The following is a 13,809-nucleotide window of genomic DNA, read 5'->3' on the forward strand; positions in this document are numbered from 1 at the left end:
GGAAACGGAGGAGCCGCAGGACCTCTCCGGGTCGTTCGACGCCGACAAACTTCAGCGGCGCAGGCGCGGCACCGCCTCCAGGAGGGTCCGCGTGTACGGATCGGCGGGGCTGGAGACCAGGTCCACCGTGGGGCCGTGTTCGACGACGCGCCCCCGGTGCATGACGGCGATCTCGTCGCACACGTACCGCACCACCGCCAGGTTGTGCGAGATGAAGAGGATCGGCAGCCCCGTCCGGTCGCGCAGGGATCGGATCAGGTTGAGGATGGACCCCTGCACCGACACGTCCAGGGCGCTGGTGATCTCGTCGGCGACCAGGAGGTCGGGGTCGGCGGCGAGGGCGCGGGCGATGGCGACGCGCTGGCGCTGGCCGCCCGACAGCTCGCGCGGGTAGCTCGGCGCCGTCTCCGGGGGCAGGGACACCATGCCCAGCAGGCGGGTCACCTCGGCGGCGCGGGCCCGGCGCGGGAGGTGGAGGAGGGCTTCGCCGACGGAGTCGCCGACGCGCATGCGCGGGTCGAGCGAGGCGTACGGGTCCTGGAAGATCATCTGGATGCGGGAGGCGCCGGTGACGCTGCCGGTGTGCGGGACGAGGCCGCTGACGGCGCGGGCCACGGACGACTTGCCGCTGCCCGACTCGCCGACGAGCCCGACGATGCGGCCGGGCGGGATCTCCAGAGTCACTTTGTCGACGGCGGTGAACGCGCCGTACCGGACGGTCAGGTCGTCGATTCTCACGAAGCCTCCCAGCAGGCGACCCGGTGGTCGTGGCCGTGTGCCTCCAGCGCGGGCCGGTCGGTGGCGCAGCGGCCGGTGGCGAGGGGGCACCGGGGGGCGAACGCGCAGCCGGCGCCCACCTCGGCGGGCGCCGGCTGGCGGCCGGGGATGCTGGCCAGCGGGAGCGCCCGGTCGGTGTCCATGTCGGGCAGGGACGAGATGAGCGCCCGGGTGTACGGGTGGGCGGCGCCGTCGGCGAGGCGGTCCACGGGCAGTTCCTCCACGACCCGGCCCGCGTACATGACCACCACCCGGTCGCACAGCTCGCCGACCACGGCGATGTCGTGGGAGATGAACAGCGCGCCCGCGCCGCTCTCCTCGACGACCTCGCGGAGCAGGCGGAGGATCTGGCGCTGGACGGTGACGTCGAGCGCGGTGGTGGGTTCGTCGGCGATGATCAGCTTCGGGTCGCCCATGAGGCCCATGGCGATGACGGCGCGCTGGCGCATGCCGCCGGAGAGCTGGTGCGGGTGCCGCGCGGCCTGCTTCTCCGGTTCCGGCAGGTGGACGTGGCCGAGCCGGTCGACGGCGCGCCGCCGGGCGTCCTCGCGGGTGGCGCCCTGGTGCACGACGGCGACCTCGGCGAGCTGGCCGCCGATCTTGAGCGCGGGGTTGAGCGAGGCCATCGGGTCCTGGAAGACCATGGCGAGGGAGGTGCCGAGCTGCTTGCGGCTCAGGTTCGGCACGTCCTCGCCGCACAGCCGCAGCCGCTCGTGGCTGACGGTCCCGGGGTACGGGACGAGCCCGCCGACGGCGGCGGCGGTGAGCGACTTGCCGCTGCCCGACTCGCCGACCAGTCCGACGATCTCGCCGGGCCGCACGCTCAGTGACACGCCGCGCACCGGGGTGACGCCGCCGGGGAAGGTGACCGTGAGGCCGGCGACGTCGAGGACGGCGCCGGGCTGGGTCTCCCCCGCGTCCGCGGCGGCGGCCGGCCGTTCCTGGCGGGAGCGCGGAGTCCGTACGGGGGTGCGGGCGGCCCGCCTGGCCAGGGCGTCGCCGAGGAGGTTGAAGCCGATGCCGGCGAGCGCGATGGCGGCGGCCGGGCCGAGCGCGACCTCCGGGTGGATGTAGATGCGGCCGAAGCCGTCGAAGAGCAGCCTGCCCCAGTCGTAGTCCGGCGGCTGCACGCCTAGACCCAGGAACGACATCCCGGCCAGGCCGAGCAGCGCCCCGCCGAGCGCCTGGGTGAGGTTGAGTATGAGCGGCTCGGCGATGTTGGGCAGCACGTGCCGGGCGAGGATGCGGTGGCGCGGCACGCGCAGCATGCGGGCCGCGGCCACGTAGTCGGCCCCGGACACGGAGGCGGCCAGCGTCTGGGTGAGCCGGGCGAAGCCGGGGGCGATGGCCGCGCCGATGCCGAGCACCGCGCCGCGCGCGCCGAGCCCGGCGACCACCGCGGTGAACATGGCCAGCAGCAGGCCGGGGAAGGCGACGAGCGCGTTGACGGCGCCGGTGACGAGCCGTCCGGCGCGGGCGGGCAGCACGGACGGGAGCGCGCCGAGCACGATGCCGGCGCTCGCGCCGATGAGCGCGGCGGCCAGCGCGAGCTGCAGCGAGTACCGGCCGGCGACGAGGACGCGGGCGAGCAGGTCGCGGCCGAGGTTGTCGGTGCCGAGCGGGTGCGCGGCCGAGGAGCCCTGCAGGATCGCGCCGGCGTTGACCAGTTCGGCCGCGTCCCCCCAGATGGGCGGCCCGATCACGGCCAGCACCACCATGAGCGCGGCCAGGGCGGCGCCGGCGATGGCCGCGGGGGTGCGGAGCATCACGACTCCTTGATGGCGGAGGTCGGGTCGAGCACGCCGAGCACGACGTCGACCAGGAGGTTCACGAGCAGGACGATGGTGCCGTAGACGAGGATCACGCCCTGGGCGACCGGGTAGTCCTTCTGGGTGATCGCTTCGACGATCTTCCCTCCGAGCCCTGGCCAGGCGAAGACGTACTCGACCAGCACGCTGCCGGCGATGAGCGAGCCGAGCAGCAGCCCGCCCAGGGTGAGGGTGGCGGTGAGCGTGTTGGGCAGCACGTGCCGCAGGTGCAGCCGGGCGGCGGGCAGCCGCTTGGCCCTGGCCAGCCTGACGTAGTCGGTGCCGAGCACGCGCAGCGTCTCGACCCGGGCGATGCGGGCGATCATGGCGGCCGGTCCGAGTGCCAGCGCGAGCACGGGCAGCAGGTAGGACTCGGGCCCGGCCTTCCCGGCGGGCGGCAGCAGTCCCAGGCCGATGGCGAACACCGCCACGAGCGCGATCGCGTACAGGAACTCGGGGATGGCCACCACGGCGCTCGTGACGGAGCCGAACGTGGCCTCGGTGCCCCGGTTGCGGCCGTTCTCGGTCCGTACGGCGGCCCACATGCCGAGCGGGACGGCGGCGAGCAGCGCCACGACGGTGGCGAGCAGGGCGAGTGCCAGCGTGTTGGGCAGCCGGGCGGCGATCACGGCGGTGACCGGCTCCCCCGTGAGGAACGAGGTGCCCATGTCGCCGGTCACCAGCCCCGACACGTACGCGGCGAGCTGCTCGTGCGGCGGCAGGTCCAGGCCGAGCGCGGCCCGGCGGGTCTCGACCAGCTCGACCGGGGCTGCCGGGCCGAGCGAGGCCCGCACGGGGTCTCCGGGGATCAGGTGGATCATCGCGAACGCGGCCAGCACGAGCACCGCGAGCGACACCGCGAACCGGACGAGCCGCCGGATGAGCGGACGGCGCACTCAGCCTCCTTGGGTGAGCCGGAACGAGCTCGGGTCGAACAGCCCGCCGGCCATCCGGAAGGCGGCGTTCTTGGTGGCGATGAGCGTGGTGTTCCCCACGACGGGCACCAGGTCGGCGCTCTCGAACAGGGCGGACTCGGCCTGGCCCCAGAGCGCGCAGCCCTCCTCTCCGGGCGTGCCGTTGGCCTCGGTCACCAGCTCGGTGTAGCGGTCGTTGTCCAGGTGGGCGAAGTTGGCGCCCTTGGGCGCGGCCGGGCCGGAGAGGAAGCCGACGAGCTGCGACGGCAGCGTGACGGTGATCGGCAGCCAGACGGCGTCCCAGTCCTGGGTGACGTTGAGCGACTCCGACAGCTTGGTGTCGAGCACGCCGTTGAGCTTCACCTCGGCGCCGGCCTTCTTCCAGGCGGCGGCCATGTACTCGGCGGCGGCCTGCACGCCCGGCCCCCGGGTGGTGGCGTAGAGCAGGCGCAGGCTGAGCCGCTCGCCGTCCTTGACCCTGATGCCGTCGGGGCCGGGCTTCCAGCCGGCGGCGTCGAGCGCGGCGGCGGCCGCGGCCTCGTCGAAGGCGGGCACGTGGCCGGTGACGGTGTCGCCGGGGCAGGCGCGGGGTTCGACGACGAGCCCGGTGGCGGGCCGGCCGGTGCCGCCGGAGGCGATGCCGCCCAGCTCGGTCAGGTTGAGCGCCTGGGTGAGCGCCTTGCGGACGACGGGGTCGGCGCCGGGCCGGCCGTCGCCCTGGTGGTAGAAGAACTGGCCGTTGCCGACGGGAGTGACGATCTGCCCGATGCCGGGGGTGGACTCCATGCGGGCGCGGTCGGGGCCGAGGAACTGGGCGCCGTTGAGGGTGCCGGCGACGAGCAGGTTGGCGGCGGTCTGCTCGTTCGGCACGACCTTGAGCACGACCTGCTCGGGCAGGTCCGCGCCGGTGCCGCTGCTCCCCCAGGCGTAGTCGCGGCGCACCTTGAACGTGTAGTGGTCGCCGGGCGCGGCCTCGGACAGCACGTACGGGCCGGAGCCGGAGGTGCCGCGGGCGAGCAGGGAGCGGTCCTCCACCCCCTTGCCGCAGACGATGAAGATGCTCCTGGCGCTCTCCAGGATGAAGCCGAACGGCTCCGGCGTGGACAGCGTGACGGTGCCGTCGCCGGCCTCCGCCTTCATGCCCACCGGTACGAACACGCCGTAGACGGGCGACTTGGTGTCCGGGTCGGCGATGTGGTTGATGGTGCCCGCCACGTCCTCGGGGGTGACCGGGGAGCCGTCGGAGCAGGTGACGTCCTTGCGCAGGGTGAAGGTGACGGCGTCCGGCTTGACGTCCCACTTCTCGGCGAGCCCGGGGACGATGCCGCCGTCCTCGCCGGCCCGCACGAGCGTGTCGTACGCGATCGAGAGCACGGTGTTGGTGACCGACAGCACGCCCGTCGCGGGGTCGAGCACGCCGGGGTCGGCCGGGATCGCGTACGTGAACGTGCCGCCGGTGGACGTGGGCGCCGCCTCGGGCGTGCCCGCGCCACATGCGGTGGCCAACAGGGCCAGCGCGGCGGCGCCTGCTGCTTTCTTCATGGGAACTCCGGGAGGTGGGAGGTGATGCCCCACCTTTTCCGCTTGCGGCGGCTCGTTCTTCGTGCCCGCCCACGAAATCCGCGCGCGCCGTCGTGCTACGGCCCGAAGATCCGCATCTGCAGCATGACCGTGAGCCTGGCCTCGGGGTCGGACAGGTCCAGGCCGCTGATCTCGACCAGCCGCTTGAGCCGGTAACGGAAGGTGTTGGCGTGCACGTGGACGCGCGCCGAGGCGGCGTTCACGTCGCCGAACGCGTCGAGGTAGGCCCGCAGGGTGGCGGCCAGCTCGCTGCCGTGCTCGCGGTCGTGCTCCAGCAGCCGCTGGTAGGGGCCGGTGGGGGTCTGCTCCTCGGCGCCGGCCACGTCGGCGACCTGCAGCAGCAGCGACTCGAAGTGGACATCGGTGTAGCCGGCGGCCTGGCCGGAGGTGCCCCGGGCGCGCAGGACGCGCAGCGCCCGGTCGGCGTCGGCGCGGGACCTGGACGCCTGGGCGAGGGTGCCGGCGAGCCGGCCGACGCCGATGTTGGCGGGGTGGCGGGGGCCGACCCGGGCCAGGAAGTCCTGGGCGATGCGCACCGCGCGGGCCTCCTCGTCCTCCGGGCCCGCGGTGAGCGGCAGCACGGCGTACGCGACGGAGCCGACGAGCGCGGCGGCGGCCTTCGGGTGGATGGTGGCGACGTGCAGGGCGAGCGCGTCGCAGAAGCGCTGGCGGTCGCTCTCGCCGCGGGCGGGGTCGCCTTCCTGCTGGTCGGTGAGCTGGGCGGCGAGCACGCACAGCCGCTGGGTGGCGATGCCGAGCCGGCCCGCCGCCTCGGCCGCGCCCGTCCCGCCGGCGAGGACGGTGGACAGCAGGTCGGCGCGGAGCCGCCGCTGGGCGTCGGCGCCCGCCCGGTCGCGCAGCAGCCGCAGCGCCACGATCTTGGCGGCGTCGGCGAGGGCGCGCTGCCGCTGCTCGGTGAGCGGCTCGCCCACCGCGGCCCAGATCGAGCCGAGGATCTCGTCGCCGGAGCGGACGGCGACGGCGGCCCGGTCGAGCATGTCGGCGGGCAGCTCGATGTGGATGGGGTCGCGGCTCTGGTAGAGCTCCTTGAGCGCGCCGCGCTCGTCGAGCATGCGCCGGTAGCGCTCGGGCACCTGACGGCCGAGCACGGTCTCGACGCGTCCGGGGTCGGCCTCGTCCTGCCGGCCGGAGAAGGCCAGGACGCGGGAGGAGCGGTCCTCGATGGTGACGGGCGCGTCGAGCAGCGCGCAGACGGCGTTGGCGAGGGAGAACAGGTCGCCCTGCGGCTCGTCCTCCGGCCCGTCGAGGTCGCCTTCGGCCAGCAGCGAGCGCAGCAGCGCGGCGACCTGCGACCAGGAGGCGGCGCGGGTGAGGCCGAGCACGGCCACTCCGGTCTCGGTCACCGCGGCGCGGACCCGTTCGTCCACCTCGACCGGCAGTTTGACGACGATGCCCGCCGCCCGCGGCGCCCGCTCCAGCAGGGCGCGGACGCCGTCGGCGCCGCGCACCCCGACGGCGAGCACGATCCCGCCCGGCGCCACCATCGGCTCGTCGTGCGGGTCGTAGATGTGCACGCCGGTGACCTCGGCGTCGAGGTCGCCGGGCGCGGCGGCCACGTCGAGGACGGTGCTGCCCAGGTCCTGCAGGATCCGCCCCAGGCTGGCGCGCGGGCGGGTGGTCATCCACTCACCATAGGGGGCGGCCGTCATGGGCCGCGCAACCGGTCCACCGCCAGCCGGGCGGCCCGCCCGATCACCGCGTCGGCGGCCGGGTCGCGCCCGCCCAGCTTGTCCGTGCGCAGGAACACCGCGACGGCGTAGCGGCCGCCGTCGGGGTACTCGACGACGCCGGCCTCGTTGCGCACCCCCCACAGCGTGCCGGTCTTGCCGGAGACCCGGACCTCGTCGCCGAACCCGGAGGCGAGCCGGTGCGGCCAGATCTGCCTGCCCATGACCGCGCGGACCTCGGCGCACGCCTCGGCGGGGCCTGCCTCGTCCCGCCAGATCCTGGCGAGCAGCGTGGTGATCTCGCGCGGCGTTCCCGACGTGGTCCGCGCCGGGTCGCGCACGGCCAGCGGCTCGATCAGCTCGCGCGGCATCCCGTCGAGCTCGACGGTGCCGAGCTCGGCCTCGACCTGGGCGAACAGCTCGGCGCAGCCGCCGATGAGCCGGGTGCGGCGCAGCCCGAGCCGGGCGAGCGTGGCGTGCACCCGGTCCAGGCCGACCCGGCGCAGCAGCACGTCGGTGGCCGCGTTGTCGCTCATCGTCATCATGAAGTGCGCGAGGTCCCGCAGCGTGAGCGAGACGTCGTCGGCGCAGCCCGAGGTGCCGATGCCGCCGTCCTTGTCGGCGGCGGTGACGGTCAGCCGCTCGGTCCGCGCCAGCTCGCCCGCCGCCGCCTGCAGGGCGTACTCCAGCAGCACGGCGATCTTGAACACGGACGCGAGGACGACGGGCTCGTCCGCGTCGAGGCATGACTCGCGGTCGCCGTCGACGTCGCGGGCGTGCAGGAAACCCCGCGCGCCCGCGCCCTCGAACACCTCACGCACGCCTTTCAGCCCGTCCGGGGCGTGGCGCGGGCGCCCAGGTGCACGTACGGGGAGCCGTCGGGCAGCTCGAAGAACACGGCCGAGAGCCAGTCGGGGTCGCCGTCCCTGCGGCCGACGAAGGTGACCTCGTCGACGGGCCGCAGGTCCAGCTCGACGGGCTCGTCCAGCGCGGCCAGCTCGCCGGTGGACTCCATGCGCAGCCGCAGCCCGCCCTCGCGCTCGCCGATCGTGATGCGGGACCCGGCGCGCTCGTAGACGCCGGCGTAACGGGCGGAGTCGACCTGGACGGGCTGCTCGGGCGGGCCCAGCCTGGCGGGCACGGTGACGCCGTCGAGCTCGGCGAACAGCTCGGTGACGACCCGGTGGGTGAACGCGCCGCTGTGGCCGCCGTTGACGGTGACGCAGGCGATGGTGCCGGTGCCGGGCAGCATCCAGAGCATGGCGTGCTGGCCGATGGTGTTGCCGCCGTGGGAGACGACCTTCCGGCCGTCCCACTCGTCGAGGATCCAGCCGATGCCCCACTGCCTGCCGAGCGTGTGCGGGTTGGGGATGTCGATCTGCGGCTCCCACATGGCGGCCGGGTTCTCCAGCAGGCCGCCTTCGAGATGGGCGCGGGCGAAGGCGACCACGTCGGCGGGGCGGGCGCAGATGAGCCCGGCGGGTCCGGCGGAGCGCATGAGCCCCCAGACCGGGGCGGGGTCCCCGTTCTCCATGTGGCCCATCGCGGCGCGGAAGCGGAGCACGTCCTCGGCCAGGGTGGCGGTGTGGGTGAGGCCGAGCGGATCGATGATCCGCTCGCGCAGCACGTCGTCCCAGCGCTTGCCGGCCAGCTTCTCCAGCACCCGGCCTGCGACGATGAAGCCGGAGTTGCAGTAGGACTGGGTGACGCCGAGCGGGTGGTTCTGGGCCAGGTCGGCGCAGGCGGCCACGTACTTCTCGACGCAGTCGTCGCCGCGGCCGGTGTCCAGGAACAGGTCGCCGTCGATGCCGCTGGTGTGGGAGAGCAGGTGGCGGATCGTGACGGTCTTGGTCACCTCGGGGTCGGCGACCTTGAACTCGGGCAGCACGTCGACGACGGGCGTGTCCAGGGTGAGCCTGCCCTGCTCGATGTCCTGCATGAGCAGGGTGGCGGTCCACACCTTGGTGACGGAGCCGATCTGGAACAGCGAGTCGGGGGTGCTCTCGACCCCCGTCGCCTTGTTGAGCACCCCGGCGGCGAACTCGTGGAGCTCCCCCTGGTGCAGGTAGGCGAGGGCCGCGCCGGGCACCTCGTATTCGGCGATCAGCTCGGCGAGCCGGTGACCCATTGCTGCAGCCACGCGATGATCCTCTCGTTGTAGTCGATCCGGTGTGAGGGGCGTCCGTTGAGGATGAACAGGTGGGAGGCGTCTGGATAGCGCACCAGCCGGACGGGCACGCCGCGCTCGCGCAGCGCCGCGAACCACTGCTCGGCCTGGCCCACTGGGCAGCGGTCGTCGGTGTCGCCGTGCAGCAGGAGGGTGGGGGTCGTGACGTCGTCCACGTGGGTGAGCGGGGACTGGGGTACGACATCACCCCCGCATTCAAACATTTTCAGGAAATATCCCATATCGGAGGTTCCACCCATGCTGACCAGGTCAGTCACGGCACCTCCGGGGATGGCGGCCTTGAACCGCCCGGTCCGCGTGGACAGCCAGCAGGTCATGTAGCCGCCGTAGCTGTAGCCGGTGACGGCCAGCCGCTCCGGGTCCGCGACGCCCTCGGCCACCAGGTCGTCGAGGGGGCCCAGGAAGTCCTGGGTGTCGGCCAGCCCCCAGGCTCCGGCCGCCGCCTTGTAGAAGGCTTCACCGTACCCGTCGCTGGCGCGCGGGTTCAGGGTGAGCACGGTCCAGCCGCGTGCGGCGAGCACCTGGTGGTAGAGGTGCGCGCCGTCGAAGACGGGCGCCCAGGCGTTGTGCGGGCCGCCGTGGATGTCGAGCAGCAGCGGCCCCGGCCCGTCCAGCGTCTCGTCGCGCAGCACGAACCCCTCGACGGGCGTGCCGTCGGCGGCGGTGAACGCGCGGCGGACGGGGGTGAACAGGTCCACGTCAGCGAGCGCGTACGAGGTGAGCGCGCCCTCTGGCGCCGGGGTCTCGGATGGGTCCGGCGGTGACTCTCCCGATGTCTCGGATGTTCCGCCCGGCGGGAGATCCGTCAGGTACACCTCGCCCGCGCTGCGGGCCGTCGCGGCGACGTACGCGAGCTTCCCGGCGGCGGTGCCCGCACCGGCCACCACGGCGTCGCCGCCGACGACCTTCACCGCCGTCCCTCCGGTCAGGGGGACGGTGTAGAGGTGCGTGCAGCCGCGGTCGCGGGCCGCGAACAGCAACTGCCCGCCGGCGAGCTGCGGCGCGGCGCCGGGGTAGCCGGGCGCGCCCATCATGACGTTGCGGTCCAGCCCGGTCTCCAGCTCCCGCGCCCCGTCCGCCTCCACCAGGTGGAGCCGCGTGTGCCCGACCGGCTCGACCGGCCCGGCCACCACCAGCCGACCGCCGAGCCACCACACACCGGTGGCGATCACTTCGGGACCGGTCAGCCGTTTCGGCTCACCCCCGCCCGCCTCGACCGCGTACACCGAGCTCGACAGCCGCAGGTCGCCGTCGGGCTCCATCCCGGCGGTGAACGCCAGCCGCTCCCCGTCCGGCGCCCACGAGGGCTGCCCCGCGTGGAAGCCGCCCTCGGTGAGCCGGACGGTCTCCCCCGACCTCACCTCGGCGACGAAGACCTGCGTGGTGATCCCGCGCAGCAGCCCGGCGCCGTCGGCCTTGTAGTCCAGCCGGTCCGCCACCACGGGAGCGTGCGGGTCGAGCTCGCCGTGCGGACCCGCGTACGCGATCCTGTCGCCGCCGGGCGACCACACCGGCGCGCCCGCTCCGAGCGGCGCGGCGGTGAGGACGCGCGGCTCACCGCCGTCCATGGGCAGCAGGTGGATCTGCGGCCGGCCCTCGACGGGCCGCAGGTACGCCAGCGTGCGCCCGTCCGGCGACCAGCGCGGGCGGCTCCCCTCGGCGAGCCGCCGGGGCTCCGCGCCGGGGGCGGCGAGCCAGATCTCGTCGTGGTTCCCGTCCGGCACGCGCCGGGCCGTGGTGAGCGTGTACGCGACCGCGCCGCCGTCCGGCCGCGGCTGCGGATCGGACGGCACGGCCAGGCGGAACAGGTCGTCCAGCGTGATGCGGGGCATGAGCGAACGCTAGGCCAGCACCGTCACGCCTTCTTCGGTCTGCAGGACGAACCGGGGCCCGCGCCTTGTCCGCCGGACCAAAGGGAATATTCGATTGCCCATCGCTGCTGACAGCAGCACCATGGTCATCATGATCCGGCACGCGCTCCCGACGACGCCCGCCCGCGCGGGCGCGTTCGAGCGTGCCTGCGACGGCCTGGAGCGCTGACCTCTTCCCGTTCGTCCCGGAGTGTGACCCGGCGGGGAGAGGTAGACGGCCCTGCACGGGTCACCACGCATCCAGGTTCGCAAGGAAGGGATCATGGCCAAGCAGGCCTATGTGCGGAACAAGCCGCACCTCAACATCGGCACGATGGGCCACGTCGACCACGGCAAGACCACGCTGACCGCCGCCATCACGAAGGTGCTGGCGGAGCGCGGCCAGGCGACGTACACGCCGTTCGAGCGGATCGACCGCACCCCGGAGGAGCACTCCAGGGGCATCACGATCAACATCTCGCACGTCGAGTACGAGACCGCCACGCGGCACTACGCCCACGTGGACATGCCGGGCCACGCCGACTACGTGAAGAACATGATCACGGGGGCGGCGCAGCTCGACGGCGCCATCCTGGTGGTGTCGGCGCGCGACGGCATCATGCCGCAGACCAGGGAGCACGTCCTGCTCGCCCGGCGCGTGGGCGTCGAGCACCTGGTCGTCGCGGTCAACAAGGCCGACGGGGCCGACCCGGAGCTCACCGACCTGGTGGAGCTGGAGCTGCAGGACCTGCTCGGCGAGCACGGCTTCGGCGGCTCGCCGATGGTGCGCGTCTCCGGGCTGCGGGCGCTCGAGGGCGACCCGGCCTGGACGGCGTCCATCGACGAGCTGCTCCGTACGGTCGACGACCACATCCCGGTCCCGGTCCGGTACGTGGACGCGCCGTTCCTCATGCCCGTGGAGAACGTCATGTCCATCACCGGCCGCGGCACGGTCGTCACCGGGGCCATCGAGCGCGGCGCCGTCCGCGTCGGCGACCCGGTCACGGCCGTCGGGCTGGGCGGCGACCTGTCCGCGGTCGTCACCGGCGTCGAGACGTTCGGCCGCACGATGGAGCGCGGCGAGGCGGGCGACAACGCCGCCCTCCTGCTCCGGGGCGTCCAGCGGCACCAGGTCAGGCGCGGCATGGTGCTCGCGGCCCCGGGCAGCCAGGCGGCGCACCGGGCGTTCACCGCCCGGGTGTACCTGCTGACGGCGGAGGAGGGCGGCCGGCGCAAGCCGATCGCCTCGGGCTACCGGCCGCAGTTCTACCTGCGCACGACGGACGTGCCGGGTGAGCTGCTGCTCACCTCGCCGGCCCGGCCGGGGGACACGATCGAGGTCCCGGTCACCCTCGGCAAGGCGGTCGCCCTGGAGCCGGGCCTCGGCTTCGCCATCCGCGAGGGCGGCCTGACCGTGGGCGCCGGCACGGTGCTCGCCGTGACGGACTGAACCGTGGTCGCCGGGACCTCTTCGGAGGTCCCGGCGACCAGCGGCGTCAGCTGAAGCCCTGGGGACAGAGGAAGGTCTTGATGCTGCCCGGCGCTCTCGCGAGGAGGGCCGGGCGGTCCGACAGTGAGCAGAAGTTGCTGCCGATCTCGGCGTCGACGAACCGGGCTCTGTTCCGCGTCGCGATCAGGGAGATCCCGCCGACACTCGGGGACTCGATCTCGGCCGCGAGCCAGGAGCCCGCGCATTTCCTGCCCCCGACCGCGGCGTCCTGCGGCAGGCTGCCGCCGTTCATCGCGGCGACCTGCTGGAGTATCGCGCTGTCGGACGGGCACGGCGCGGTGGTGGCCGAGGGGCGCGGGCTCGTCTTCCTCGCGGTGGGCGTCTTCACGGGGGTCCTGCTGGGAGTGGGCGACTCCTCGGCGGTCTCGTCCGCCGTCGCCGTCTCCTCCGGGCTCTCGCTCTCATCCGGCTCCGGGCTTTCGCTCCCGCCCGGCTCCGGGCTTCCGGACCGCGTGGACGAGGAAGAGACGCCCGGGCTCCGCAGCGCCTCCGGCGTCCCAGCCGCGTTCACCGTGAAGGCCACGCCGACGGCCGAGACCGCCGCCACGACGGCGACGGCCGACCACAGCGGCACCACGGGGCGCCTGCCGGGCACCGGCATGGGGGTTGTCGCGCCCCTCCTCAGCGCGGTGACCCGGGCGAGCAGCTCGTGCGTGGCCGGCCGCGCCTTCCGATCCTTGGCGAGCGCGCTCCGTACGAGGTCGCGGACGCGCGGCGGCACGCCGGACAGGTCGGCGTCGACGCTCATGACGCGGTAGGCCAGGACATCGGGGGCGCCGGTGCCGAACGGCGGGCGCCCGGTCGAGGCGTACACCATCAGCGCGCCCCAGGCGAAGACGTCGGCGGCCGCGTCCGCCTGGTCGCCCCGGTACTGCTCCGGGCTGATCCAGCCGGGGGTGCCGATCAGCGCGCCGGTCCCCGTGAGCCCGCTCTCGTCGAGGGCGCGGGCGATGCCGAAGTCCAGGACCTTCGCGCCGGAGGCGGAGAGGATGACGTTCCCGGGTTTGAGGTCGCGGTGCACGACGCCGGCTCGATGGATGTCGGTGAGCGCTTCGGCGATGTCGGCGCCGAACGACAGCAACTCGTCCGGCGGCAGCGGCCCGTTGCCCTGCACGTGCGTGCTGAGCGTCGGGCCGGGCACGAACTCGGTGGCCAGCCAGGGAGGCATCGTGGCGGTGTCGGCGGCCAGCACCGAGACCGTGCAGCGCCCGCGCACCCGGGACAGGAGATCGACCTCGCGCACGAAACGGGCATGGAACTGCGGATCGGCGGCCAGCCCCGGATGGATGACCTTGACCGCCACCCGGGCGCCGTCCGCCGCCACCCCCGCGTAGACCACGCCCATGCCGCCGGCGCCCATCCGGCCTTCGACGCGGTACGGGCCGATCACCTCTGGCTCGTCCATTGCCCGGGGGCCGAAGCCGCGGGGGTCGCTCATCGGGGCTCCCGATCGCCGGGGTCATCGCAACGGCAATGATCCTAATGATCTGGGC

Annotated in this window: 10 protein-coding genes; 1 reads left to right on the plus strand and 9 read right to left on the minus strand. The window is 74.0% G+C overall.

What is annotated here, in order from left to right:
• Positions 1 to 51 precede the first annotated feature (51 nt).
• The 8 genes from ABD999_RS04980 to ABD999_RS05015 all read right to left on the minus strand — a co-directional run bounded on the left by ABD999_RS04980 (position 52) and on the right by ABD999_RS05015 (position 10,788).
• Entirely contained in the window at positions 52 to 738 is a 687-nt protein-coding gene (locus tag ABD999_RS04980) for an ABC transporter ATP-binding protein (protein ID WP_271276222.1), read from the minus strand.
• Positions 735 to 2,543, minus strand: a complete 1,809-nt coding sequence (locus ABD999_RS04985; protein ID WP_271276221.1) for a dipeptide/oligopeptide/nickel ABC transporter permease/ATP-binding protein — start codon at positions 2,541 to 2,543, stop codon at positions 735 to 737. The genes ABD999_RS04980 and ABD999_RS04985 overlap by 4 nt, the downstream gene beginning before the upstream one ends.
• The gene (locus tag ABD999_RS04990) at positions 2,543 to 3,481 is read right to left on the minus strand and encodes an ABC transporter permease (protein WP_261808607.1); all 939 of its coding nucleotides are present in this window, start codon (positions 3,479 to 3,481) and stop codon (positions 2,543 to 2,545) included. The genes ABD999_RS04985 and ABD999_RS04990 overlap by 1 nt, the downstream gene beginning before the upstream one ends.
• Positions 3,482 to 5,041 (minus strand): ABC transporter substrate-binding protein, encoded by a 1,560-nt coding sequence (locus ABD999_RS04995; protein WP_271276220.1) that lies wholly within the window; start codon positions 5,039 to 5,041, stop codon positions 3,482 to 3,484. It lies immediately after the preceding gene.
• Between the two features lie 95 nt (positions 5,042 to 5,136).
• The gene (locus ABD999_RS05000) at positions 5,137 to 6,723 is read right to left on the minus strand and encodes a PucR family transcriptional regulator (protein WP_271276219.1); all 1,587 of its coding nucleotides are present in this window, start codon (positions 6,721 to 6,723) and stop codon (positions 5,137 to 5,139) included.
• A gap of 23 nt (positions 6,724 to 6,746) precedes the next feature.
• Positions 6,747 to 7,589 (minus strand): serine hydrolase, encoded by an 843-nt coding sequence (locus tag ABD999_RS05005; protein WP_271276218.1) that lies wholly within the window; start codon positions 7,587 to 7,589, stop codon positions 6,747 to 6,749.
• 5 nt (positions 7,590 to 7,594) lie between these two features.
• Positions 7,595 to 8,908 carry a serine hydrolase domain-containing protein gene (locus tag ABD999_RS05010; protein ID WP_271276217.1) on the minus strand — a complete coding sequence of 438 codons (1,314 nt, stop codon included), beginning with the start codon at positions 8,906 to 8,908 and terminating at the stop codon, positions 7,595 to 7,597.
• Positions 8,872 to 10,788 carry a S9 family peptidase gene (locus ABD999_RS05015; protein ID WP_271276216.1) on the minus strand — a complete coding sequence of 639 codons (1,917 nt, stop codon included), beginning with the start codon at positions 10,786 to 10,788 and terminating at the stop codon, positions 8,872 to 8,874. Before ABD999_RS05015 ends, ABD999_RS05010 begins: the two co-directional genes overlap by 37 nt.
• 301 nt (positions 10,789 to 11,089) lie before the next feature.
• On the opposite strand from ABD999_RS05015, the gene tuf reads away from it, so the two are divergent.
• Positions 11,090 to 12,256: an elongation factor Tu gene (tuf, locus tag ABD999_RS05020; protein WP_271276215.1), complete on the plus strand. Its 1,167-nt coding sequence runs from the start codon at positions 11,090 to 11,092 to the stop codon at positions 12,254 to 12,256.
• Positions 12,257 to 12,302: 46 nt separating this feature from the next.
• Here the strand turns inward: tuf and ABD999_RS05025 are convergent, their stop codons facing one another.
• Complete coding sequence (locus ABD999_RS05025; RefSeq protein ID WP_271276214.1) at positions 12,303 to 13,754, minus strand: serine/threonine-protein kinase; 1,452 nt, start codon at positions 13,752 to 13,754, stop codon at positions 12,303 to 12,305.
• Positions 13,755 to 13,809: the final 55 nt, after the last annotated feature.

The sequence above is a fragment of the Nonomuraea ferruginea genome, from assembly GCF_039540635.1.
GTDB lineage: Bacteria > Actinomycetota > Actinomycetes > Streptosporangiales > Streptosporangiaceae > Nonomuraea > Nonomuraea ferruginea.